The sequence below is a fragment of the Marinobacter sp. NFXS9 genome, from assembly GCF_040148665.1.
GTDB classification, from domain to species: domain Bacteria; phylum Pseudomonadota; class Gammaproteobacteria; order Pseudomonadales; family Oleiphilaceae; genus Marinobacter_A; species Marinobacter_A mangrovi.
The window spans coordinates 93,440-118,679 of sequence record NZ_JAGDDW010000004.1; the positions used below are offsets into that span (position 1 = coordinate 93,440).

Annotated in this window: 21 protein-coding genes; 11 read left to right on the top strand and 10 right to left on the bottom strand. The window is 63.1% G+C overall.

The genetic code is table 11. The features are described from left to right. Positions 1-252 precede the first annotated feature (252 nt). The 7 genes from xdhA to J3364_RS08380 are packed head-to-tail and all read left to right on the top strand — an operon-like array spanning position 253 to position 8,381. Complete coding sequence (gene xdhA, locus J3364_RS08350; protein ID WP_349557917.1) at positions 253-1,755, top strand: xanthine dehydrogenase small subunit; 1,503 nt, start codon at positions 253-255, stop codon at positions 1,753-1,755. Then, on the top strand, positions 1,748-4,117 hold the full coding sequence (xdhB, locus tag J3364_RS08355; protein ID WP_349557918.1) for a xanthine dehydrogenase molybdopterin binding subunit: 2,370 nt from the start codon (positions 1,748-1,750) through the stop codon (positions 4,115-4,117). The genes xdhA and xdhB overlap by 8 nt, the downstream gene beginning before the upstream one ends. Beyond that, a complete protein-coding gene (gene xdhC / locus J3364_RS08360; RefSeq protein WP_349557920.1) occupies positions 4,102-4,980 on the top strand; it encodes a xanthine dehydrogenase accessory protein XdhC in 879 nt (292 codons plus the stop codon). The genes xdhB and xdhC overlap by 16 nt, the downstream gene beginning before the upstream one ends. Then, the gene (gene uraD, locus J3364_RS08365) at positions 4,981-5,481 is read left to right on the top strand and encodes a 2-oxo-4-hydroxy-4-carboxy-5-ureidoimidazoline decarboxylase (protein WP_349557921.1); all 501 of its coding nucleotides are present in this window, start codon (positions 4,981-4,983) and stop codon (positions 5,479-5,481) included. It begins immediately after the preceding gene. Beyond that, positions 5,478-5,822 carry a hydroxyisourate hydrolase gene (gene uraH, locus J3364_RS08370; protein WP_349557922.1) on the top strand — a complete coding sequence of 115 codons (345 nt, stop codon included), beginning with the start codon at positions 5,478-5,480 and terminating at the stop codon, positions 5,820-5,822. Before uraD ends, uraH begins: the two co-directional genes overlap by 4 nt. 5 nt (positions 5,823-5,827) lie before the next feature. Further along, positions 5,828-7,189 (top strand): guanine deaminase, encoded by a 1,362-nt coding sequence (gene guaD, locus J3364_RS08375; protein WP_349557923.1) that lies wholly within the window; start codon positions 5,828-5,830, stop codon positions 7,187-7,189. Next, positions 7,170-8,381 (top strand): urate hydroxylase PuuD, encoded by a 1,212-nt coding sequence (locus J3364_RS08380; protein WP_349557924.1) that lies wholly within the window; start codon positions 7,170-7,172, stop codon positions 8,379-8,381. Before guaD ends, J3364_RS08380 begins: the two co-directional genes overlap by 20 nt. A 566-nt stretch (positions 8,382-8,947) precedes the next feature. Here J3364_RS08380 and J3364_RS08385 read toward each other — a convergent pair. After that, positions 8,948-9,952 (bottom strand): isopenicillin N synthase family dioxygenase, encoded by a 1,005-nt coding sequence (locus tag J3364_RS08385; RefSeq protein ID WP_349557925.1) that lies wholly within the window; start codon positions 9,950-9,952, stop codon positions 8,948-8,950. Positions 9,953-10,079: 127 nt separating this feature from the next. Then, positions 10,080-11,078 carry an ABC transporter substrate-binding protein gene (locus J3364_RS08390; RefSeq protein WP_349557926.1) on the bottom strand — a complete coding sequence of 333 codons (999 nt, stop codon included), beginning with the start codon at positions 11,076-11,078 and terminating at the stop codon, positions 10,080-10,082. 524 nt (positions 11,079-11,602) lie between these two features. On the opposite strand from J3364_RS08390, the gene J3364_RS08395 reads away from it, so the two are divergent. Then, positions 11,603-12,961 (top strand): amidohydrolase family protein, encoded by a 1,359-nt coding sequence (locus J3364_RS08395; RefSeq protein ID WP_349557927.1) that lies wholly within the window; start codon positions 11,603-11,605, stop codon positions 12,959-12,961. Between the two features lie 467 nt (positions 12,962-13,428). Here J3364_RS08395 and J3364_RS08400 read toward each other — a convergent pair whose 3' ends face one another. Then, positions 13,429-14,496 carry a BMP family ABC transporter substrate-binding protein gene (locus tag J3364_RS08400; protein WP_349557928.1) on the bottom strand — a complete coding sequence of 356 codons (1,068 nt, stop codon included), beginning with the start codon at positions 14,494-14,496 and terminating at the stop codon, positions 13,429-13,431. Between the two features lie 443 nt (positions 14,497-14,939). Continuing rightward, complete coding sequence (locus J3364_RS08405; protein WP_349557929.1) at positions 14,940-16,301, bottom strand: MBL fold metallo-hydrolase RNA specificity domain-containing protein; 1,362 nt, start codon at positions 16,299-16,301, stop codon at positions 14,940-14,942. Between the two features lie 209 nt (positions 16,302-16,510). Between J3364_RS08405 and ccoM the strand changes: the two genes are divergently transcribed. Next, positions 16,511-16,633 carry a cytochrome c oxidase subunit CcoM gene (gene ccoM / locus J3364_RS08410; RefSeq protein WP_349557930.1) on the top strand — a complete coding sequence of 41 codons (123 nt, stop codon included), beginning with the start codon at positions 16,511-16,513 and terminating at the stop codon, positions 16,631-16,633. 153 nt (positions 16,634-16,786) lie between these two features. On the opposite strand, the gene J3364_RS08415 is transcribed toward ccoM, so the two are convergent. After that, positions 16,787-17,194, bottom strand: a complete 408-nt coding sequence (locus J3364_RS08415) for a globin (RefSeq protein ID WP_349557931.1) — start codon at positions 17,192-17,194, stop codon at positions 16,787-16,789. Positions 17,195-17,423: 229 nt separating this feature from the next. Here J3364_RS08415 and J3364_RS08420 point away from each other — a divergent pair, with 229 nt between their 5' ends. Then, positions 17,424-19,103, top strand: coding sequence for a phytoene desaturase family protein (locus J3364_RS08420; protein WP_349557932.1), 1,680 nt, complete (start codon positions 17,424-17,426; stop codon positions 19,101-19,103). A 14-nt stretch (positions 19,104-19,117) separates the two neighbouring features. On the opposite strand, the gene J3364_RS08425 is transcribed toward J3364_RS08420, so the two are convergent. Both J3364_RS08425 and J3364_RS08430 read right to left on the bottom strand, forming a co-directional pair. Beyond that, positions 19,118-20,017: an SMP-30/gluconolactonase/LRE family protein gene (locus J3364_RS08425; RefSeq protein WP_349557933.1), complete on the bottom strand. Its 900-nt coding sequence runs from the start codon at positions 20,015-20,017 to the stop codon at positions 19,118-19,120. An 11-nt stretch (positions 20,018-20,028) separates the two neighbouring features. Continuing rightward, complete coding sequence (locus tag J3364_RS08430; RefSeq protein ID WP_349557934.1) at positions 20,029-21,003, bottom strand: NAD(P)H-dependent flavin oxidoreductase; 975 nt, start codon at positions 21,001-21,003, stop codon at positions 20,029-20,031. Between the two features lie 496 nt (positions 21,004-21,499). On the opposite strand from J3364_RS08430, the gene J3364_RS08435 reads away from it, so the two are divergent. Then, positions 21,500-22,126, top strand: a complete 627-nt coding sequence (locus J3364_RS08435; RefSeq protein WP_349557935.1) for a QsdR family transcriptional regulator — start codon at positions 21,500-21,502, stop codon at positions 22,124-22,126. 39 nt (positions 22,127-22,165) lie between these two features. Here J3364_RS08435 and J3364_RS08440 read toward each other — a convergent pair whose 3' ends face one another. From J3364_RS08440 to J3364_RS08450, 3 genes are read right to left on the bottom strand one after another with little or no spacing between them, the layout of a single operon-like run. Continuing rightward, positions 22,166-22,597, bottom strand: coding sequence for a hotdog fold thioesterase (locus J3364_RS08440; protein ID WP_349557936.1), 432 nt, complete (start codon positions 22,595-22,597; stop codon positions 22,166-22,168). A 56-nt stretch (positions 22,598-22,653) separates the two neighbouring features. Further along, positions 22,654-24,069 carry an aldehyde dehydrogenase family protein gene (locus J3364_RS08445; protein ID WP_349557937.1) on the bottom strand — a complete coding sequence of 472 codons (1,416 nt, stop codon included), beginning with the start codon at positions 24,067-24,069 and terminating at the stop codon, positions 22,654-22,656. Positions 24,070-24,089: 20 nt separating this feature from the next. Then, the gene (locus J3364_RS08450) at positions 24,090-25,196 is read right to left on the bottom strand and encodes a zinc-binding dehydrogenase (protein ID WP_349557938.1); all 1,107 of its coding nucleotides are present in this window, start codon (positions 25,194-25,196) and stop codon (positions 24,090-24,092) included. Positions 25,197-25,240 lie beyond the last annotated feature (44 nt).

Here is a 25,240-nt window from a genome sequence, read left to right on the forward strand (position 1 = left end):
TCTTTCGTGTAATAAACTGACCAGACAATCAACATTTCGTGATTCAGCAATTTGCTTGCCAACTGGCGAGAAAAAATCATTTTTCTATAAACTCGACTAGTTGGTCAGAAAATTGCAAAACTCCGGTCAGGGAGTGAATTGAGTAACGGCCATCCGCCCGTTACGCCAAGCAGACCGCCCCGCCCGACCGCCCTGCACGATGCGGCTCAACGGGCCTGGAAGGTGGCCATAATACGCAAGATGGTGAGACCCGTGATCGAATTTTCTCTCAATGGCGAGCCCCGAAAGTTAACGGATACTGACCCAAATCTGAGCATTCTGGAATGGTTGCGCACCAAAATGCGCCTGACCGGCACCAAGGAAGGCTGCGCCTCCGGCGACTGTGGCGCCTGCACCGTGAGCATCGGTGTCCTTGATCCCGGCGCCCGCGCACTGCGCTATGAGTCGGTGAACAGCTGCATCGCAATAGTGGGCAGCCTGCACGGGAAACATCTGGTGACCGTGGATGTCTTAAAGGAAGAACCTGCCCATCCGGTCCAGAAAGCCATGATCGAGTGTCACGGGGCACAATGCGGGTTCTGCACGCCGGGTATCGTCATGTCCCTGTTCACCCTGCACACGGCACGTCAGGCGGATGCCAACCGGCTGGCCACGCCGCCCAGTCATCACGAGCTGCTGGAGGCGCTCGCGGGCAACCTGTGCCGCTGTACCGGCTACCGCCCCATCATCGAAGCCGGCCGGCGCGCCTGCGTCGAGACCTGGACACCGGGTGAGACCGGCAAACGCTTCAGCGGGCCGGACTGGCTGCAGGACGGCGCCATGATCGCGGCTCTGCAACGCATCAACGGCGAGAAGGGCAGCCTCCGGGACGACCACGGCCGGCGCTGCGACCTGCCGCAAACCCTGGACGAGCTGCGCACCCTGCGCGCGCAGTATCCGGAAGCCCGCCTGATCGCCGGCGGCACCGACCTGGCGTTGGAGATCACCCAGCAACTCAAGGATCTCGATCATCTGATCAGCGTGGAGCGTGTGGCTGAGCTGCAGCAACTCACAGAGGAAGACGATCACCTCTATCTCGGTGCCGGACTAACGTATCGCCAACTCAACGAGGTCCTGCCGACCCACTGGCCGCATTTTGCACCGTTACTGGAACGTCTGGGATCGTTACAGATCCGGAATCGCGGCACCCTCGGCGGGAATATTGGTAACGCCTCCCCCATCGGCGACATGCCCCCGGCCCTGATCGCCCTGGACGCCGAGCTGGAACTGGACAGCCTGGACGGCGTGCGTCGCATTCCACTGGCCGATTTCTTCAAAGACTACAAGCAGACTGACCTGCAGCCCCATGAATTCATCCGCGGCGTGCGGGTACCGCTACCCAAGGCCAACGAGCACCTGCTGCTGTACAAGATTTCCAAGCGTCTGGACGACGACATCTCCGCCGTACTGGGCGCGTTCTGGCTGCACATCGAAGAGGACACCGTGAGTGACTGCCGACTCGCTTTTGGCGGGATGGCCGCCATCCCCAAACGGGCGAGCGCCGCCGAGCAAGCCCTCCAGGGCCAGCTGTGGAACGAGGCCACCGTATCGGCCGCCATCGCAGCGTTGGCCAGCGACTTCAAGCCCATGTCGGACGTGCGAGCGTCCGCCGAATACCGCCAGCAGGTCGCCGGCAACCTCCTGCAACGCGCCCTGCTGGAAACCGGCAGCCATTTCGATTCCGCCTTTCCCCTGACGGTGACCGACTATGCGTAAACTCCCCGAGAACGTGATCCAACCGCCGGCGAGCGCACGCGGCACCGCCGGCTCGAAGATTGCCCACGACAGCGCCTGGAAGCACGTCAGCGGCCAGGCCCGCTACATCGACGATCTGCCGGAGCCGCCCGGCCTGCTGCACGCCACCGTCGGCCAGAGCACCCAGGCCCACGCCCGCATCAAGTCCATGGACCTGAGCGCCGTGCGCGCCTATCCCGGCGTGGAAGCCGTGCTAACCGTTGACGATGTGCCCGGCCACACCGACATTGGCCCGGTCTTTCCCGGTGATCCGATCCTGGCTGGCGATCTGGTGGAATTCATCGGCCAGCCCCTGTTTGCGGTGGCGGCCACCTCCCTGCGCGCCGCGCGCCAGGCCGCCAGACTGGCGAAGGTGGAATACGAGCCGCTGGAACCGGTGCTGACCACGAAAGACGCGCTGGCCAAACAGTTCTTCGTTCGCCCCTCGCACACCCAGGAACGCGGCGTTCCGGACAAGGCGCTGGCCGCAGCCCCGCATCGCCTGCAGGCGGAGATGCACGTAGGCGGGCAGGAACACTTCTACCTGGAAGGCCAGGCCTGCCTGGTGGAACCCACCGAGGACGCCGGCGTGTTCGTGCACACCTCCAGCCAGCACCCGTCCGAGGTGCAGAAGCTGGTGGCCGAAGTGCTGGCGCTGCCGCTCCATGAGGTACAGGTGGAAGTGCGTCGCATGGGCGGCGGCTTCGGCGGCAAGGAAACCCAGGCGGCGCCGCTGGCCTGCATTTCCAGCCTGCTGGCCCGGCACACCGGCCGCCCGGTGAAATACCGCATGGCCCGGCCGGACGACATGGTGCAGACCGGCAAGCGCCACGACTTCTACAACACCTACGACATCGGCTTCGACGACGAGGGCATGCTCCACGGCGCCGACATCATGGTGGCCGGGCGCTGCGGCTACTCGCCGGACCTGTCCGACGCCATCGTCGACCGCGCCATGTTCCACGCCGACAACGCCTACTACCTGGACCAGGCCCGGGTGGTCGGTCACCGCTGCAAGACCCATACGGTATCCAACACCGCGTTCCGGGGCTTCGGCGGGCCGCAGGGCATGATGATCATCGAGCGGGCCATGGACGACATCGCCCGCCACCGCGGCCTCGACCCGCTGGACGTGCGCAAGCGCAACCTCTACGGCCCGGGCCGGGACGAGACCCATTACGGCCAGACCGTGGAACAGCACGTGCTGCCGGAGCTGATCGAGCAGCTGGAAGCCAGCTCGGACTACCGCGAGCGGCGCCTGGCCATCACCGAGTTCAACCACCGCAGCCCCGTGGTCAAACGCGGCCTCGCTCTGACGCCGGTCAAATTCGGCATATCCTTCACCGCCAAACACCTGAACCAGGCCGGCGCGCTGGTGCACGTCTACACCGACGGCAGCATCCACCTGAACCACGGCGGCACGGAAATGGGCCAGGGCCTGTTCATCAAGGTCGCCCAGGTGGTGGCCTCCGCGTTCCAGGTGGACATCGACCGCATCAAGGTCTCCGCCACCCGCACGGACAAGGTACCAAATACATCACCTACCGCCGCCTCCTCCGGCTCCGACCTGAACGGCATGGCGGCGCTGGACGCCTGCGAGAAGATCAAGGCGCGGCTGGTGGACTTCGCGGTCGAGACGTATGGCGTGAGCGCCGACGAGGTCGAGTTCGCCAACAATCAGGTGCGCGTGGGCAAGGAGATCTTCCACTGGGCCGACTTCGTGCAGCAGGCCTATATGGCCCGCGTGTCGCTGTCCTCCTCCGGCTTCTACGCCACGCCCAAGATCCACTACGATCCGGAGACCGGCAAGGGCCGCCCGTTCCTGTACTACGCCAACGGCGCAGCCTGCTCGGAAGTGGTGGTGGACACCCTGACCGGCGAATACCGGGTGGTTCGCACGGACATCCTCCACGATGTGGGCCAGTCCCTGAACCCGGAAATCGACATCGGCCAGATCGAGGGCGCCTTTATCCAGGGCATGGGCTGGCTGACCACTGAGGAGCTGATGTACAGCGACCAGGGCCAGCTGATGACCACCGGACCGGCAACCTACAAGATCCCGGCGGTGTCCGACGCGCCGGAGGATTTCCGGGTGTCCCTGCTGCCTCACAGCCCCAACCGCGAAGCCACGGTGTTCCGTTCCAAGGCCGTGGGTGAGCCGCCGCTGATGCTCGGCATCTCGGTCTGGTGCGCCCTGCGGGATGCCGTCGCCAGTCTGGCGGACTACCGTTACAGCCCGCCCTTCGACAGCCCGGCCACGCCGGAGCAGGTTCTCACGGCCGTCACCGCCACCCGGCGGTGGCTGGCCGACAACGGAGGCGATTCCTCATGCAAAAGCGCCTGACCTGGTACGAAGCCGTGGCCGACTGCGAGCGGCGCGGTGAACCCTACGTGCTGGTTACCGTGCTGGGCGTCACCGGCTCGGTGCCACGCGAGCCCGCCAGCAAGATGGTGGTTACCGGCGAGCAGAGCCACGACACCATCGGCGGCGGCCACCTGGAGTACCGCATCATCGCCAGCGCCCGGGAGCGTCTGGCCGCCCGGGACTACACCTGCGAGATGGCCCATTTCCCGCTGGGCGCCAGTCTCGGTCAGTGCTGTGGCGGCAGTGTCGCGGTTCTGATGGAAGGTCATGCCGGCGGTGACGGCCGGCTGGTGGTGTTCGGCGCCGGGCACGTGGCGAAGTCTCTGATCACCATCATGGGCGAGCTGCCCTGGCAGATCACCTGGGTGGACAGTCGCGCCGACAGTTTCCCGGACGAGCTGCCGGTGAACGTGCGCCGCCATCACACGGACGATCCGGCGGGCGACGCCGCCGCGCTGGCCGACGGCGCCCACGTGGTGATCCTGACCCACAATCACCAGTTGGATTTCGACCTGTGCCGCACGCTGCTGGACGCGGACAACGCCGCCTCCATCGGCCTGATCGGCTCCGACACCAAGGCGGATCGCTTCCGCCAGCGGCTGGCCCACCGCGGCTACAGCGACGCGCAGATCAACAGCATCCGCTGCCCGGTCGGCCGGCGCGACGTGCCGGGCAAGCGACCCATGGAAGTCGCGGTGTCGATTTCCGCCGAGTTGCTGGGCCTGGCGGCCGAGGTCACGGACAAACCGGCCCGCCGCGGCCTGTCCTGGTCCAACCTGAAAACCCTGATGCGGGAAGACGCCGATCCGGCAACCGCATCAAACCCGAAGCTGGAGAACTGAATGTCCCTGGAATCTCTCAACGCGATGAGCGCGACCGAGGCCGCCGACACCCTGCGCACCTGCTGCGCCGCTGACCGCTGGGTCGAGGGCATGGTTGCCGCCCGTCCGTTTGCCGACCGCGACGACCTGCATCGCAAGGCGGAAGCGCTTTGGCCGACGATGACCGAGAGCGACTGGCTCGCAGCGTTCGACGCCCATCCCAAGATCGGCGACGTGAAGAGCCTCAAGGCCAAGTACGCCAACACCCACGCCCTGGCCAGCGGCGAGCAGTCCTCTACCGCCGTGGCGAGCGATGACGTGCTGCACCGGCTGAAGGACGGCAACGACGCCTATCACGAGAAATTCGGCTTTATCTTCATCGTCTGCGCCACTGGCAAATCCGCCGATGAGATGCTGGCCCTGCTGGAAGCGCGCCTGCCCAACACCCGCGCGCAGGAGATCGAGAACGCCGGCCGCGAGCAGGCCAAAATCACCCACCTGAGACTGGATAAACTGGTATGAGCGAACGCAGCCCGATTACGACCCACATCCTTGACCTCGGCAGCGGCTACCCCGCCGAGGGCGTCGTCGTGACCCTCGAGCAGCAGGACGGCGACGGCTGGACCCAGGTGGCCAAAGGCACGACCGACAGCGACGGCCGCATCGGAAAGTGGTTCAACGGCCCGCTGGTGACCGGCCTGTACCGCCTGACCTTCGCCACCGGCGACTACTTCCAGGCCTACGGCAAGGACTGTTTCTACCCCCAGGTGACCATCGACTTCTCCGTCAGCGGTGACCAGGACCACTACCACGTGCCCCTGCTGCTGAACCAGTGGGGCTACTCGACGTATCGCGGGAGCTGATCACCATGGCGTCAACGCAACCGGTGCAGGCCTACCGGGGCCGGCTGCTGCATTTCCTGGCCGATCCCGGCCTGGAGACACCGGCGGATAACAGCTACGAGTGGTTCGAGGACGGGCTGCTGGTAATCGAGAACGGCCGGGTTAAAGCCGTGGGGGCCGCCGAGGCGCTGCTCGGCACGCTGTCGGAAGGCACGCCGGTCGAGCACTGGCCGGAGCACGTGATCCTGCCCGGTTTTATCGACACCCACGTGCACCTGCCCCAGCTCGGGGTGATCGGCAGCTACGGTGCCCAGTTGCTGGATTGGCTGGAGACCTACACCTTCCCGGCGGAAATGCGCTTTGCCGAAACCGACTGGGCGAAGAGTCAGGCAAACCTGTTTCTGGACCAGCTGCTGCGCCACGGCACCACGGCCGGGCTGGTGTTCTGCACCTCTCACCCGCAATCGGTGGACGCCCTGTTCGAGGCCGCCGAAGCCCGTGGCCAGGCCATCACCGCCGGCAAGGTGATGATGGACCGCCACGCGCCGGAAGGGCTGTGCGACGAGGCCGAGAGCAGCTACCGGGACTGCCAGGCGCTGATCGACCGCTGGCACCACAACGGCCGGCTGCAATACGCCGTGACCCCACGCTTTGCGCCCACGTCCACCCCGCGTCAACTGGAGCTGGCCGGCAAACTGGTGGCGGACAACCCGGGCGTACTGATGCAGACCCACTGGGCCGAGAACAAGGCGGAAATCGCCTGGGTGAGCGAGCTGTTCCCGGACCGGGCCGATTACCTGGACGTCTACGCCCACTACGGCCTGCTCACTGACCGTGCGGTGCTGGCCCACGGCATCCACATCAACGACGGTGATCGCCAGCGGCTGGTGGAAACCGGCGCGCGCATCGCCTTCTGTCCGACCTCAAACACCTTCCTCGGCAGCGGCCTGTTCGACCTGCGCAGCGCCCATCAGGCGGGCGTCACCCTGAGCCTGGCCACGGACGTGGGCGGCGGCACCAGCCTGTCGTTGCTCAAGACCATGGCCGAGGCCTACAAGGTCTGTCAGCTGCGCGAGCAGGCACTGACGCCCTTCCAGGCGTTCTACCTGGCCACCCTGGGCAACGCGAAAGCGCTGCACCGGGACGACGAGATCGGCAACTTCGCCCCCGGCAAGGTCGCCGACTTCGTACTGCTGGATACGGACGCCACCCCCATGCTGAGCCTCAAGCAGCACAGCACCAGCCTGCGCGACAGGCTGTTCGACCTGATGATCCTGGGCGACGACCGGGTCATCCAACGCACCTACATTGCCGGCCAGTGTCGGTTCGATCGGGATGCAGACCCTATTTCAGAGAAAGGAGTAACCGATGGCCGCGTACCTCAGTGAATGGCTCAGCCTGCTCATCCGCTGGTTCCATGTGATTGCAGGCGTCGCCTGGATCGGGGCGTCGTTCTATTTCATCTGGCTGGATAACCACCTGGAAGATCCGCCCGAGTGGAAGAAAAAAAAGGGCATCAAGGGCGACCTGTGGGCCGTCCACGGCGGCGGCTTCTACGAAGTGGCCAAGTACAAGCTGGGGCCCGAGAAAATGCCCGGCATCCTGCACTGGTTCAAGTGGGAGGCCTACAGCACCTGGCTCTCCGGCACCGCGCTGCTGTTCTCGGTGTACTACTTCGGCTCCAGCAGCTACCTGATCGACAACTCCAAGGTAGAACTGACCACCCTGTCTGCCGCGCTGATCGGCCTGGGCTTTATCGGCGGCATGCTGCTGATCTACGAGCTGCTGATCCGCAGCCCGCTGGCGAAGAACGGGATGGCCTTTGGCGCCGTACTGTTCGTCCTGCTGGTCGCGGTGGACTGGGCGCTGTTCCACATCTTTGCCGGGCGCGGCGCGTTCATCCACGTCGGCGCGGTGATCGGCACCATCATGGTGGGCAACGTGTTCCTGGGCATCATGCCGTCCCAGCGGGCGCTGGTGGAAACGGTGGAACAGGGCCGGGAACCGGACGCGCGGGTGGAGCGCCTCGCGGCGCTGGCCAAGCTGCGCTCGACCCACAACAACTACCTCACCCTGCCGATCATCTTCATCATGATCAGCAACCACTACCCGATGCTGTACGGGCATCCGGAAGGCTGGATGATCCTGGCGGCGATCGGCTTCATCACGGCCTTCGCGCGGCACTTCTTCAACCTGAAGCACCGGGGCGTCTACCAGCCGTCGATTCTCCTGGCCTGCGGCATCATGACCGTGATCCTGATCGGCGTGATCGCCCCGCCCACCGGCAAGCAGGCGGAAGCCGCCGCCACGAACGCGGACGCGCCCAAGGTGGCCGATACCGACATCCGCCAACTGGTGGATACCCACTGCTCGGCGTGTCACGCCAAGGACCCCAGCAACCCGGCCTTCCAGGCACCGCCCGCGGGCATAGCGTTCGACTCGCTCAAAGCGGTGAAGGACCACAGCGCCCAGATCATGCAGGCGGCGGTGAACAGCCAGTACATGCCGCTGGGCAACACCACCGGCATGACGGAAAAGGAACGGAAGGAGCTGGGTAGCTGGCTGCAGACCCAGAAGTAACGGCCCGGGGCGTCCATGTAGCAGACGCTTCAGCTTCTGAGGCGCCGTCAGGTGCCTTTTTTGAGGAAGGCTGGGCTCGGTAAGACTGCGCCCTCGAGCCGGAAGCCAATGGACACCCTTGCCTACGCTGCATTAGACGGCCGTCCCTGGCCGGCTAATGCGACCGGGACGTCCTTGCCCCTCCTTCGGCAAGGGCATCCATTCGCTTCTTTCTGACTTAGGCGTTATCGCCACAGATGATTTGGCAAACCTCACAGCCCGCTCCTAAATTCCGTCAGGCAATACAAAGCGCCATACCTCCCCAAGTATCCGCGAAAACTCCCTCTCCCCTCGCGGGAGAGGGTCGGGGAGAGGGGGAAGCGTCAACAGACGCTCCTTTTGCTGGTTGAAAGGGGCTGGTGACTCCCAGCGAGGCTCTCGCCTCGTCCCCTCTCTCCAAACCTCTCTCCCACAAGGGGAGAGAGGCTTTCCCTCCGAGTCGTCCCGACAATGCGTGCCGCAGACGGACGTCCTGACACAAAAAAGCCCGCACCTCCCGGCACGGGCTTCCTCACTTTCACAACGATCTACATCTTCCCGGCAAAGTTCGCGTTGATCCGCTGCAACAGGTAATCCCGTGCTGATATTTCGGGATACTTCTGCTCCGGCCCCTGGATCATGACGTCCTTATTGGCCTGGCAGAAGAACGCCATGCTGTAGCGCGGGCCCTGGTATTCGCCGGCCCGGGGCATGCGCACGCGGTGCAGGGTGGACTTGAGTTTGTCGTCGCTCCAGCGCATCAGCATGTCGCCGATGTTGCAGGTGATGACGTCGTCGCGCGGGACCACGCTGGTCCATGCCTGATCCGCACGACCCTGGGCGTCCTTTCCGGAACACACCTGCAGCCCGAACTGCCCTTCCTTCTGGAACACCATGGTCAAGCAGTCGAAATCGGTATGGGCGCCGGCGCGCCAGGTACCGGGCGGGTACTCGGCGCCCTCCGGCAGCGGCAGGTAATGCAGCAGCCGCAGGGTACTCTGGTACTCGGGCGAGCTGCGGTCGTGGGCGCGCGTGAAGAAGTCCCGCTCGAAGCCCAGGCGGTCGGCGAAGCAGGACAGGATATCCATGCCCACCTGCCAGGCCCGGTGTTCGAAATCCAGCATGATGCGTTGGAATTCCGGCAGGGTGGTCTGGCCCGGCCACAGGTCGTCCATGTAGGGCAACGTGATCTGGAAGGACTCTTTTTCATCGGCGGTGCCAGTCGAGGGACGCACCTGCGACTTGAACTCCCAGCCGGTATTCAGCCCTTCCTTGAGCGGGAATTTTACTTTGGTGTCGGCGTCCAGCGCAAAGAAGGCTTCGGCGGCCGAAAACGCCTCGCGCACCTTGCTCACCTCCAGACCGTGATTCACCAGTTGGAAAAAGCCCACCTCACAGGCGGCCTCCCATAGCTGTTCGGTGATCTCGGTGCGGCGCGCTTCAAAGTCGCTCAGGTCAATCATCGGGATCTGGCGATCGGTTTCCACACCCTCGCCGCCGATCGTGCTTTCAAATGCCAGTTCTTTCAGGCTGTATGCCTTGCTATTCGTCATGATGTTTCTCCAATGGCTTGGCGGGCTGCCCCGCCAGTGATTGGAGCAATGCCTGGCGAGGGATCGCCCCCTCGCCTGCCGCTTCTACTCCGTAACAGGACCGGCCGCCGCAGCAGCCAGTCCGCATTCAGGATTCCGGCATGAACGAGCGGTCCACCGCCGTTTCCGGATCAAACGAATCGACGGCGATGTGCTGCGCTTTGGCCGTCCATTCCCAGGTGGTGCCCAAACGCTTCGGATTGAACGCGCCCATGCCCTGCGCCTTGCTGACGTCGTTATAGACCAGCGGGCGAATCGAGCGGATGGTGGCCGCTGCCGTCTCCGCATCCACTTCAGGGACGACGTTATGAACGTCCTGTCCGCTTTCATCCGGGTGCGCCCAGGTGTAGTGGATCGCCTTGGCGTAGGCCTTCACGAACCGGCGCGCCACGTCGGGACGCTCCTTGAGGAAGCTCTCGCTGGCGATCACCGAGGTGGAGTAGAAGGCCAGCCCGGCGTCGTACCACGGCATCACGTTCAGTTCCTTGCCGGCCTGTTTCGCCATGGCCCGGTATTTTTCCGTGTCGGTGACCCAACTGATCACCACGTCCGTGCGACCGGTCAGCAGCATCGGATTGAGCGCACCCGGGTCGGTCTTGACCAGCTTGATGCTGTTCGCGTCGACATGGTTCACGTCCAGCAACAGCGGCAGGAACAGGTTGGACGAGGTGAAGGGCGAGGTGGCGATGGTTTTGTCGGCTACGTCCTTCACGCTGTCGATACCAGAGCCTTTTACCGTGAAGAACGCATGGGGCGCCTCGCTGAATACGGAATAGATGCCTTTGACCGGCACGTTATCCTGGGCCCGGGCGACCAGAAGCGACACCAGATCCGATAGACCGACGTCGGCCTGGCCGGTGACCAGTTTGGTGATGGCATCGGTGGAGCCGCGTCCTGACGCGATGGTGACGTCCAGGTCTTCGTCCGCGAAGTAGCCCTGCTCGAGGCCGACGTAGATGGGGGCTTTGTCACCGCCGGGCAGCCAGTCCAGTTGGAAGGTCACCTTGTCAGCGGCATGGCTCAATGAGGCACCGAGTGCCAGCGCAGCGAACGTCAGTGCACGAAGCCGTTTTGCTTTGATGGTCATGTCCTGTCTCCTTTGGACCTGCACCTGCAGGCCATCGTTCGAGGGAGGTGCGGACAGAACGGCGGGACGATCGGTATCGGGACATCGCACCAATCACGCCCGGCCGCGATGTGTCCAACACCCGCCGATGCGCGATGAGCAATGACCCGATCCTCCGGAGGAGAACCTGACTGCTTCTACTCAGTCACGTGCCCGGTCAGTTGCAGATGCCATGCCAGACATGGCGAGGCCGCGCCGGATCAGGCGAAACGCCGCAAGGGGCGGCAGGAACCCCGCGCCCCCTCGCACCATCCCGTCGCGAAAAACACCGTAGCGCTCCATATCGGGGCATTTTTTGCAGCACCGTTCCGTGGAAACGCCGAGGAATTGCAGGGCAGGATCTGGAGTGAAAGTTGCTACTGTCTCTCCCATCAACAAAACTGACCAGACAGACAGTTTTAAAACCACCCCACTCTGAGAGTAGAAGCGGTCAGGAGCTTTGCCGGCTCCGGGACATTGCTCTTTGCCCGATTAAGGAGCCCCTGATGCCCTACCTGATTCGCAACGCCACCGCGATCTTCTCACCCGACCAGCCGGATGCTACCGCCCTCCGCATCGACGGCAACCGCATCGCCGCCCTCGGTCGCGACCTCGATCCCCAGGTCGGCGATACCGTGATCGACGCCCGCGGCGGCATCGTCTACCCCGGCCTGGTCAACACCCACCACCATCTTGCACAGTCCATCCTCAAGGGCGTGCCCGAGGGGCTGAATCAGGGGCTCGGCGACTGGCTGGGTTCGGTGCCCTACCGCTTCTGGCCACAGATCACGCCGGAGCTGATGTACCACGCCGCCCGGCTGGGTCTGTATGAACTGCTGCGCTCGGGTACGACCACCTGCGCCGACCACCACTACCTGTATCACCGGGACACGCCGGACGAGTTGGAAGACGCCGTCTGGCAGGCGGCCGACGAACTGGGCATCCGCCTGGTGCTGTGCCGTGGCAGCGCGGTGGAGAAAGGCAGTCACAAGGGACTGGGCCGGCACAATATCGAACCGGAATCCACCGACCAGGTGATTGATCGCATGGAGCGCACCCGCACGCGCTATCACCAGACCGCCCCGGACGCGATGCGCCGGCTGGTGGTCGCTCCCACCAGCCTGATTCATTCCAGCCCGCCGGATTTCCTGAAAGAGATGGCCGCCTACGCCCGAGGGAACGGTCTGCGTATGCACTCCCACCTTCTGGAAGTCGGTTTCGATGAGGTGCAGGCCCGGGAGAAGTTCGACATGGCCGCCATCGATTATGCAGAGAGCTGCGATTTCCTGGGCCCCGATGTGTGGTTCGCCCACCTTGTGCAGAGCGATCCCCACGCCATTGAGCGGCTGGCCGCCACCGGCACCGGCATCGCCCACTGCCCCACCTCCAACTGCCGTCTTGGCAGCGGCGTGGCCCCGGTGATCGAGATGGCCGGAAAAAGCGTGCCCGTCAGCATCGGCGTGGACGGCTCTGCTTCGGCGGAGTCCGGCTCGATGCTGCAGGAATTGAACCTGACCTGGCTAATCCACCGCGCCCTGCACGGCCCGGACGCCACGACGCTGGAGCAGGTGCTGCAGTGGGGCAGTCGCGACGGCGCCCGCTTGCTGGGCCTGGAGGCCACCGGCGAGCTCGCGGTCGGTCAGGCTGCCGATCTGGCGATCTACGACATTGATTCACCGCGCTTTGCCGGCGTGCATACGCCCCTGTTTGCGCCGTTGATGTGTGGGGAGCCGGTGAGCGTGAGTCACAGCTTTGTGGACGGGAAGCCGGTGGTCGAGGACGGTTCGGTGCTGGGTCTGGATGAGCAGAAACTGGTTGAGAATGTTCGTGCCGGGCTTGCGGATCTGATGACCCGAGTAACCTGAAAACGGGCGCCTGTCGGCGCCTCCGAAGCTGTAGAGGGTGCTGCAAATGCGCATTGGCGTAGGTTGGGCTGACGCAGGAAGCCCAACAAACCGGGTTTGCGGCCCATCTCATCCAATCCAATGGCCGCCAAGCCTGTTTTCCAAAACACATGCTCCAAGCATGCCCACGATAACGGGGATGTCCGGTGTCCGCCTATTGTTGGGCTTCCCGCGTCAGCCCAACCTACCAGACTGATGCCCCGAGCGGCTTGACAACAGCCGCCTCTCGGCGCCTCCGAAGCCAAGGAGGTTTTTGCAAAAAGCCTGACCGAAATCGGTGGCATCCATTGGCTTCAGCCCCACGACCGATCCATCGTGCCGTTCGTCTCAAAAACCATGATTTCAGACACAAAAAAGGCCCGTCACATGCAGCTTCGGGCCTCAGACAGCGGTCGTTGGCGGAGCCAGGCTCCGCCTTGTCGTGTGTCTTACTGCGGGTAAGTCGCGGTCATCCCCTGAACGTACCAGTCCATGCTGGACAGCTGCTCGTGGGTGGCCACCTCGCCTTCCTTGATGCGCAGCTTGCCGTCCTGGTCGTAGATCGGACCGGTGAACGGGTGCAACTTCTCGGTGCGGATGGCTTCGATGGTGTCGTTGACCTTCTTGGTCTGCTCGTCGGTCAGACGGTCGCTCAGGCCCACGATCTTGATGTCGCCTTCCTTGATACCGCCCCAGTAGTCGGTGGACTTCCAGGTGCCGTCCATAACCTGCTGGACCGCCTGGATGTAGTAAGGCGCCCAGTCGTCTACGACAGACAACAGATGCGCATGCGGACCGAAATGGGACATGTCAGACGCCTGACCCACGGCCCACTTGCCGCGCTTCTCCGCCGCCAGCATGGCCGCCGGGCTGTCGGTGTGCTGGATGATCACGTCCACACCCTGATCCATCAGGGTGTTGGCAGCATCGGCTTCTTTCGCCGGATCGAACCAGGTGCTGACCCAGACCACTTTCAGTTCCACGTCCGGGTTCACTTTGCGCGCCGCCAGGAAGGTGGCGTTGATGTCGCGGATGACTTCCGGGATCGGGAAAGAGGCGATGTAGCCGATCTTGTTGGACTCGGTCACCAGGCCGGCAGCCGTGCCGCTGACGTAACGGCCTTCATAGGTCACGGACAGGTAGGTGCCCAGGTTCTTGGCGCGCTTGTAGCCCGTCGCGTGCAGGAACACCTTGTCCGGGTAGTCCTTGGCCACGCGCGCAATCGCGTTCATGAAACCGAAGGAGGTGGCAATGATCACGTCGTTGCCGGCCTGGGCCAGACGGCGCAGGGTCCGCTCGGCGTCCGCGCCCTCGTTGACGTTCTCAACGTAGGTGGTCTGTACCTTGTCGCCAAAATGCTCTTCCAGGGCCTTACGTCCCTGATCGTGCTGGTAACTCCAGCCGTGGTCACCGATCGGGCCCACATAGATAAAGCCGACTTTCAATGGATCTTCCGCAAAGGCGTGCATGGGGATAATCAGGGCCGCCAGCACAGCCAGTTTCTTTAAAAAGCGCATTCGCACCGTCTCCTGTTATGTCACTTTCTTTTATGAGCGACTCATTCGTGGCCCGTGAGTTTAACCTGACATCCGGAAAAGATAGCAGGCCCGGGCGAGAATCAGCACTGCGGAAATGCGGAGCAAAAAACTGGCCAACTGTTCAGGAAATTTATTACCAAGTACTCCGGGGAAGGACGAACTAATACGGCACAACCGACTTTAAACAACGCACCAGAAGTGCGCCCCCAGCTATGAACCATCCAGTTGTGCCCCGAAATATTTCACATCCTTTCGTCAGCCAACTCACGATGATGCGAATAGACCGCTTAATTGTGACAATCCGGACACCTTGGTCAATCAGGTGGATATGGACCCGGAAACAGCAATAGAAATTTAGCGGTAAAGATCATCGAACAGCGCATTCCATGGCTCACCCTCGTGCCAGTCGCCGCACCAACCGGTCAGATCGACACCACCTCATACAGGTCGGGTACGTCGGCTTTCCAGCCAAACCGCTCCTCAATCCTTCGGCGCATCAGATCACTGGCCAGGGGTTCGCCGTGCGTCAGGTAAACCTGCTCGGGTTTGAGCCGACCCTGGCCCAGCCAGTCCAGGATTTCCTGGTAGTCGGCGTGGGCCGACAGTGTGTCGATGTTGAGGATCTCCGCTTTCACCGGCCAGTACTCGCCGTGGATTTTCACCCGCTCAACGCCACTGACCAACGCGTCTCCCCGCGTGCCCGGAGCCTGGAAACCGGCAAAGATCACGCTGTTGCGGGGATCCGGCAACAGCGTCTTGAGGTGATGCAGGACGCGCCCACCGCTGGCCATCCCACTGGCCGACACGATAACGCAGGGCGACCGCCGCCGATTGAGGGCAATGGATTCGTCCACCGTTCGCACGTAGGTGGTGTGGTCGTCGATCAGGGCGCACTGTTCGGGTGTGAGGCGATGTTCCTTGTGGAAATGGCAGAAGATCTCCGTCGCCCGGATCGCCATCGGGCTGTTGAGGAAGACCGGTACCGATGGAATCCGCTTCTCGCCGATCAGTTTGTGGATCAGGTACAGGATGGCCTGGGCCCGGCCCACCGCGAACGCCGGAATCAACACCAACCCGCCGCGCTCCACCGTGCGGCCGATCACCGCGGCCAGCGTGTCCTCCGGATCTTCGGCCGGGTGCAACCGGTCGCCGTAGGTGGATTCGCACACCAGCACACTGGCCTCGTCAATGGGCTCCGGCGCGTCCATCAGCAACGCCCGCTGTCGCCCTATATCTCCGCTGAAAACGAGGGTTCGCCCGGTGCCCGTCTCGGTGACATGGACACAGGCCGATCCCAGGATATGCCCGGCATGGGTGAAGCGGACCCGCAGGCCGGGCACCGGCTCGAACGGAATCTGGAAGGGCATGGCTTCAAACTGTTCCAGGGCTTTCCGCGCGTCCAGTTCGGTGAACAGCGGCGCCGCCGGACGATGGCGGGAGTACTTCTTTCGGTTGGCGTAACGGGCGTCTTCCTCCTGCAGGAAGCCGGCGTCCGGCAGCAGCACACGGCATAGGGCACAGGTGGCCGCCGTCGCGTAGATGCGCCCCCGGAACCCCTGCTTGACCAGGGCCGGCGCGTAGCCTGAGTGATCGATATGGGCATGGCTCAGAACCACGGCATCCAGGGTAGCGGGATCCACAGGAAAGCGGTTCCAGTTGCGTTTACGCAAGGTCTTGACGCCTTGGTAGAGGCCGCAGTCCACCAACAGCCGGGACTGGCCACTGGAGATCAGGTAACGAGAGCCGGTGACGGTGCCCACACCGCCAAGAAACTGTAGTTCCATACCCCCTCCCGAATCACCGTCAGTGTGCATTAATAACAGAATGACGGAGGCGTCATATTGACCCAGCGCAACCCGAACGCCATTCCCGGGCAATCGGTCGACAATTGACGCCAATCAATAAACGCCCTGCTCACCCTTGATGCAAGTCAAGGCTCGGCACCCATTCCGGACCTAAAGTAAGCCTGACGAATGAAAACGGGGGAGCCACCATGTATATGGATGCGTTCGTAATTGCAGGCATCGCCACAGTGGCCCTGATGTTCGCCTTCTTTGGCGGGGTGGGTTACTTCATCTATCGGGATTCGCACAAGGGCACGAAACACAAGCACTGAGAGGCAACTGGGCAGCAAAACGCACCCGGATTGCATCGCAGGAACATTGGGGTAGCAAGCTTCGCCTCCCGGCTCCGTCCGCCGCGGGGGCTTTTTTGTGTCTGGTCAATCCAGGGACGGCCGGTGTCCCGACAGAATCACCGGCACCGTCGGTCAATAGGCGCTGCGAATCAACTCAACGCCGGGTGCGATCGCCCGGCGCCAGGCGGCTTCCACGGCCAGATCGAACTGGGGATCGTGATCCCGCAACGTGGCCATCAGGGCATCCACCCACTGGGTGTACCATTCCGGTCGGATGTTGTAGCCGTGCCGGTTGTGGCTTTCGCCCAGCGCCTTCAGCTTGGCATCCGACATGCCGCGGGCATAGAGCACAAGCTGCATGATGCCGTTACGTAACAGGTGGCGCTGCTGCTTCATGTCGGTGTCGCGAAACTGCTCGCGGATCGCGTCGGAACAGCCCATGAAGCGGTCGTAGAAGTCCACGAAGAAAATCGGGTTGTTACAGCAGCGACCGTAACTCTGGAAAACGATATCACTGTCTTTTGACGCGACCAGCGGCATGGTGGGTTCCTTGTGTCAGCCAGGGGAGCGCAGAGGGGCGCGGCGCACAATAACAGACGCCATCGCCGATTCTCAGCGCCGGGACAGTATCCGGAGCAACGATCGTCCGCTTCATTGACGTCCATCAATAAACGGGGCATCCCGGTGTAACCGTTTGAAACGTCACGGCTGGGCCCAATCCGACTTTCGTCGTAAACTGCGTCGTATAATAAAAACCCAGAGGCACCACATGACCACCACCGCTTCCGCACTCAAACCGAGTACCATCCGCATCGGCAAGCGCTATCGCGCTTCCCGGGTCGACGATCATTACGACGCCATTGTGATCGGTTCCGGCATTGGTGGGCTGACCACCGCTGCGCTACTGGCCAAAGCCGGCCAGAAAGTCCTGGTGCTGGAACAGCATTACACCGCCGGCGGCTTCACCCACAGTTACGGCCGCAACGGTTATGAGTGGGATGTGGGGGTTCACTACGTCGGCGATATGGGCAGCCCGAATACGCTGGGTCGAAAGCTTTTCGATACGATTACCGACGGCCAACTGAAATGGGCGCCGATGGACGACCACTACGACCGCTTCTATCTCGGCAGTCAGGTGGTCAACCTGCGCGCCGGTAAGGACGGTTTCCGCCAGTCGCTGCTCGACGCCTTCCCCGGCGAGAACAAGGCCATTGATCGCTACATCAAGCTGCTGGATAAAGTGGCCTCCGGCATGCAGTGGTACACCCTGTCCAAGTTGTCGCCGGGCATCGCCTCGCCGGTGATCGGCCGAGCCCTGCGCTTCGTGCTGCCCAAGTGCTTTAACCAGACCACCTACGAGGTGCTCTCCGGCCTGACCCGCAACGAGGCCCTGATTGGCGCGTTGACCGGCCAGTGGGGCGACTGCGGGGTGACGCCGAAGCACTCCAGCTTCCTGATCCATGCGCTGATTGCCAAGCACTACATTCACGGCGGCTACTACCCCGTGGGCGGCGCGTCGGAAATGGCACGAACCATCATCCCGGTGATCCAGTCGGGCGGCGGTGAGGTGATGACCTACGCCGACGTGACGGAGATTCTGGTGGAGAAAGGCCGCGCCTGCGGGGTGCGTCTGGCGGATGACCATACGATTCGCGCGGACCGCATCATCAGCAATGCCGGGGTGATCAACACGTTTGAAACGCTCCTGCCCGCCGAGGTGGTCAGGGGCACCCGCTACCGACGCCAGCGCCCGCATGTTGAGCCGTCCATGTCCCACCTGGGTCTCTATATCGGCCTGAAGGGAACGGCGCAGGAACTGGGCCTGCCCAAGACCAACTTCTGGATCTACCCGGACGAGCACCACGACGCCAATGTGGAACGGTTCCTGAGCGATCCGGAATCGCCACTCCCGGTGGTCTACATTTCCTTTCCGTCGGCCAAGGATCCGGATTACCTGAACCGCTGTCCCGGCACGGCGACCATTGAAATTGTCGCCCCCACCACCTGGGCCCAGTTCGCGCCCTGGAAGGACACCACCTGGGGCAAGCGCGGTGAGGAATACGAAGCCCTGAAGCAGCAACTGACCGAGCGGATTCTGGAACACCTCTACGACAAGCTGCCGCAGCTGCGGGGCAAGATCGACTACGTGGAGACCTCAACCCCGCTATCGACCGACTGGTTCTGTCGCTACGGCCAGGGCGAAATCTACGGGCTGGAGCACACGCCGGAGCGCTTCGATCAGGCCTGGCTACGGCCGAAAACCGAGATTCCCGGCCTCTACCTGACCGGCCAGGACGTCCTGACCTGCGGTGTGGTGGGCGCCATGATTGGCGGGCTGGTGACGACCCTGGCGATCCAGGGCGTCAAGGGCGCGGGGCTGGCCAAACAGATCTTTGTGGACCGTGGGCCAGCCGGCCCCGACCTGCAACTGGTGACCGAGACCGGCTGAGCATCGCAGACGATTCAGGGTCGCCCGGCGTGGGGCACATCCACCCGGGCGGTCCACAACGTCGCCTCCCGGACAGTCCTGCGCCGGTGTGCGCTGGAATCCGGCGCGACGCAGACCAGCAGCGTGCGGCCATCGTCGCCGCCCAGCATGCAGGCAAACACGCCCTGCCCGTTGGCCGGCTTCAGCTCGTCGACAATCTCGCCGCCCGGTGCCACCCGGATACAGCGCTGGTTGAAGGCGTCGGCAATCCACAAATGGTTTTCCGCATCCAGACAGCAACCATCCGGGCCGACCGACAGCTGTTTCAGCAGGTCGGCGCGGTCCGTTCCCGGCGATGGTCTGGGACCAAACCGGGCCCAGTCGCGCCTGTCCGTCAGTGCACCATCGGCCGCGATGGTAAACGCGGTCATGCCATTGCCGAACGTCTCGCCGACAATCAACGTGCCGCCGTCCGGTGTGATGACCGCGCCGTTGGGAAAGTAGAGGTCATCGGCGGCCCGACTGACGGCGCCATCCGGTGCGATGCGCGCCAGACAGGCCGGCTGCATGGCGTCCCCCTCCATCAGATCAAAGCCGAAGTTGCCGACCCAGGCGCTGCCATCGGCCGACACCACCAGGTCATTGGCGTGACCGGTGGTCAGGGCGCTGAGGTCCGCATGGGTGGTGACCTGCCCGTCGGACCAGCGGCGCAGCACCCTGCGGTCCAGCATGGAGACCACCAGCATCGAACCGTCGGGCAACCAGCCCAATCCCGACGGCTGCCCCGGAACGTCCATGATCGTTTCCAGGGTGCCATCAGGCTCGATGCGACTGACCGTGTGCCCGTAGAAATCCGACACCCACCAGGCCCCGTCGTGCCAGCGCGGGCCTTCGAAGAACGTGCCGCCTTCAATAAACGATTCCAGTGTAGCCATAACACACCTCCTTAAAGGCTGCCGGCGAGCCGCTGGCGGATCAGCGTTTCGGCCTCGTCCATGATGCGGGCCAGCAGGTCGGCACAGCTGGGGATGTCATGGATCAGACCCGCCACCATGCCGCAGCTCCAGGCCGCTTCATCCATCTGGCCTTCCTGCAGCACTTTGCGGCCTTTGACACCGGTCACCAGGTGACGGATGTCGTCGATGCTGACGTCGTCGCCCTTCTCGGCTTCGATCCGTACGATTTCGTCCACAGCGGCGTTCTTCATGACCCGCTCGGTATTGCGCAGGCCGCGCATGATCAGACGGGTCTGGCGCTCGTCCGCCTCGACCAGCGCCCGCTTCACGTTCTCGTGGACCGGCGCGTCGGTGGTGGCGATGAAGCGCGTCCCCATGTTCATGCCTTCGGCGCCCAGCGCCATGGCGGCGACCAGACTCCTGCCATCAGCCATACCGCCGGAAGCCACAAACGGAATGGTCAGTTCTTCCGCTGCCCGGGGCAGCAGGATGAAGTTGGGGATGTCGTCTTCTCCGGGATGGCCACCACACTCGAAGCCGTCGACGCTGACCGCGTCACAGCCGATCTTCTCGGCTTTCAGCGCGTGGCGAACCGACGTGCATTTGTGAATTACCTTGATCCCTGCATCCTTCAGCGCCGGCATGTATTGCTCCGGACTGCGGCCGGCGGTTTCCACCGCTTTGACGCCGCCTTCAATAATCGCCTGGATGTATTCCGGATAGGGCGGCGCCTTGAAGCTGGGCAGGAACGTCAGGTTCACACCGAACGGCTTGTCGGTCATCTCGTGGCAGCGAGCGATTTCCCGGGCCAGATCGTCCGGCGTGGGCTGGGTCAGACCGGTAATGATGCCGAGCCCGCCGGCGTTGGAGACCGCCGACGCCAGTTCAGCGTACCCCACGTGGTGCATGCCGCCCTGGATGATGGGATGTTGGATCCGGAACAGTTCGGTAATTCGTGTCTTCATAGGCACCCCGGTTAAAAATGGTTCGACTATTTTGATTATTGGAACTAGATTTCATTATTAATGCTGTGACGAGCAGAATCAACGGACGGAATGACAAGAAAGGCAGGAAAAAAGGCGGGCAGGGCACGTGCCCGCCAAAAGAGGGCTGGAGACTTCCCCGGTAGCCGAGACGCATGAAACGGCTCCGGAGCGTGCCATCCGGGAGCAATGAGAACACTCCAATGGTCAAGCGGTCAGGGGGAGTACCCAACCGTCCGACGTGTTCAAGACGGTGGGATCCACTTCAAGTTCCCGGCGGCCATGAACAGAGATGCCCTGAGTCAATTGACCGCCCGATCAGCGGACGCTTTACAGATCACATTCCGGTGACCGAACCGCCGAGAGAGCATTGGGCGGCCACCAAACCATGATATGGTTAGTTTCGCAGTGCGGACGGAACTGGCAGTGCATGACTCGACACTCAATAACAACAACCGACCGGACAGGAAAGGTAACTGTGGCACGACACGCAAACTCACTCCGATCGCCCCCCGGACACGCCACTGAGCGCCCCACCCGGGCCACGCCCGATGATGCCTTCAATCGCGCCCGGGAGCTGTGGCTCGCCGGCGAGCGCATCCATTTGGCCTCACTGGCGGAAGAACTGAATATCGGCCGCGCGACCCTGTTCCGCTGGGTCGGCAACAAGAACCTGCTGCTGGGGGAGATCCTTTGGTCCCTTTACGCGCCCATCCGTGAGTGGGCCCGGGAACAGACGCCTGGGGAGGGCATCGACTACATCGCCGGTGTCTATCACCGGATCAATTCCGTGCTGCTCAACGACGCCGCCTTGCGCCGCTTTATCAGCCAGGATCCGGAATACGCCCTGCGCATTCTCACGTCCGCCAGTTCAACACTGCACAATCGCGTGGTGCAGGCCAATACCCGCATGCTGTGGGAACAGATCGACGCGGGCCACCTGCCCAAACCATCGATGAAGGTGGAGAGTCTGTCCTATTTCATGGTGAGACTAGCGGAATCCTGCCTCTACAGTGACGTGATCAGCGGCCGGGCGCCGCGGCAGGACGAGCTGGAAGACGCCTGCCGGGCCGTCCGTATTCTGCTGGGCGGCACGGCAAACTGAGCATGAGCCTGGAACCTTCCAGGCTCCGCAGAACAGCGATCATCCGGGCTTGTTGATGACCGCCATGGTAATCCGCGAGACGCAAGTCAGCTTGCCCTCTTCGTTCTCGATCCGGATTTCCCATACTTGGGTCGACCCACCGATGTGAAATGGCCGGGCCGTGCCATAGACCCAGCCCGACGACACCGAGCGGATATGGTTGGCGTTGATCTCCAGTCCCACCGCCACCTGGTCCGGCTTACGCAGACAGTAGTTGGCCGCCATGCTGCCGAGGGTTTCCGCGAGGACCACGGACGCGCCGCCATGAAGAATGCCGAAAGGCTGCCGGGTGCGTTCGTCCACCGGCATCTTCGCCTTGATGAAGTCCTCACCCACTTCCAGATATTCAATGCCGAGGCTGCGCACAGCGGTGTTGGCTGAGCCTTCGGTCATCGCCTCGACGGTCGGGGTCCGCGTCCAGATACTGCTCATTGTCGTTGATCCTCTCGGTAGGCCTCACGTTGATTAGCGACCTATTAAACCACCAATCAGAGCTGGAGAGAACGGACCTCCAGGAACTCTTCCAGTCCCCACTTGCCGAACTCGCGGCCGACACCGGAGTGTCCGAAGCCACCAAACGGCGCCTGCGGGTTGAAGGCGCCACCGTTGACGAACACCTGACCGGTGCGCAGCTTGCCCGCAATCCTTTTCGCCTTGTCCGCGTCGCCGGACCAGACCGCACCGGACAGACCGTAGGCCGTGCCGTTGGCAATGCGGATCGCGTCGGCTTCATCCTCGTAGGGAATCACACACAGCACCGGACCGAAGATTTCCTCCTGCGCCAGACGGCTGTCCGGCTTCACGTTGCCAAAGACGGTAGCTTTGGCGAAATAGCCCTGCTCCAGCCCTTCAGGCGCACCGGCACCGCCGGCCACCAGGGTCGCGCCCTCTTCCTGCCCGAGACGGATGTAGTCGAATACCTTGTCCCGCTGCTGGGCCGAGGCCAGCGGACCGAGGCGGGTGGTCTCTTCCAGCGGATTGCCCGGGGTCATCTTCGCTACGGCCTCCGCCGCCAGCTCGCACGCTTCATCGTGCTGGCTGGCCGGGACCAGCATGCGCGTGAGAGCGGTACAGGTCTGGCCGGAGTTGAGCAGGCAATTGTTCACGGTGCCTTTCACGGCGGCCTTGAGGTCCGCATCCGGCAGGATCACCGACGCGGACTTGCCGCCCATTTCCAGGGCATAGCGCTTGAAATCGTCCGCCGCGGCGTGGGCGATCAAGTGGCCCGTCCGGGTAGAACCGGTGAAGGACACCATGTTCACCTGCGGGTGCTTGATCAGCGTGTCGCCGGCGGTCTGACCCAGGCCGCACACCATGTTGAACACACCCTTGGGCAGGTCGGTCTGGTCCAGAATTTCCGCCAGGATAAAGGCGGTACCCGGCGCAATCTCGCTGGGCTTAAGCACCACGGTACAGCCCGCTGCAATCGCCGGAACAATCTTGAGCATCACCTGGTGCAGTGGGTAGTTCCAGGGCGTGATACAACCGACGACGCCGACCGGCGCATACTGCACTTCGGAATTACCCACCTGCTCGCTGAAGGCGAATTCCGGCAACATCTTCAGATAGGTCTTGGTCGTGATGATCGGCATACCGGCCTGGATCTGGCCAGCCATCTTGAGCGGCATGCCCACTTCCCGGCTGACGGTTTCGGCGATCTCGTCGGCGCGGGCCTTGAGGCCGTCCAGCAATTGCTCGAGTACTTTCGTGCGCTCGTCCAGGGACGATTCCGACCAGCCGTCGAAGGCATCATGGGCAGCGGCAATCGCCCGCTCCATCTCCTCCCGGCCGGCCGACGGCACCTTCGCCATGACCTCACCGGTGGCCGCCTCGTGGACATCCAGGGTCTCACCCGTCCAGTCTTCCCACTGGCCGTTGATGTAAAGCTTGCTCAGATCTTTCATGATTCGCTCCTTGGTTGACCTCAGTCGAACACGATAACGCCACGGGCGTTCTTGCCAGCCACCATATCATCGAACGCCTGGGGCGCCTGGTCGATGCTGTAGGTCTGGGTGATCAGTTCGTCCAGCTTGAGTTTGCCGGCCTTGTACAGGGCCAGGATGCGGGGGAAATCGTGCTGCGGTCGCGCCGAGCCGAGCCAGCTCCCCTTGAGGGTGCGCTCGTCCGCCGGCAGCGACAGGGTGCCGATTTCGGTCTTGTCCCTGGGATCGGCGACGCCGACGACCACCGCGGTGCCACCCCGTCCCAGACACTTGTACGCCTGGGCCGCCACCGCGCCCGCACCGACACACTCGAACGCGTAGTCGACGCCGCCGGTCAGCTTCTTGACCGCTTTGGCGGCATCGTCCACCTCGTTGATGTTGACGGTGTGGGTGGCACCAAATTCTTTGGCCATTTCCAGTTTCTTGTCGTTGGTGTCCACGGCGACGATCATCTCGGCGCCGGCCGTGGCGCAGCCCTGGATCGCGTTCAGACCGACACCACCGATACCAAACACGGCAGCCCGCGAGCCCGGCTCCAATTTAGCGGTGTTGAACACGGCACCCACGCCGGTCATGACAGCGCAACCCACCAGCGCGGCGTTCTGCAGGGGCACGCCCTCTTCGATCTTGACCGCGTTGTCCACATGCAGCGTGGCGTATTCCGCCATCACGCCGCAGGCGCCGAACACATTGAGGTCGTTGCCGTCGGCATCGGTGGTACGCACGGTCCCATCCGGCAGGGTGAACATGGCCTTGCGGGCGTTTTCACACAGCACCGGACGGCCCCGGACGCACTGGCGGCACTTGCCGCACATGGAGATGAAGGAGCTGACGACGTGGTCGCCCTCCTTGAAATCCGTCACGCCCTCACCCACTTCGATGACGACACCCGCGGCTTCGTGGCCCAGCACCAGGGGCGGCGGATACTGGATCTTTCCGGTGGTGGCGGAGAGGTCGCTGTGGCAGACGCCACAGGCGGCGACCTTGATGGTGATTTCGTTGCGCTTGGGCGGCGCCACCTTGATGGTCTCGACGGTAATGGGCTGCCCCCATTCCCGGCAAACCACGGCTTTTGCATCACGTGTCATTCGTCCGATCTCCTTTGTTGTTTTCGCCTGATTACTTTGCCATG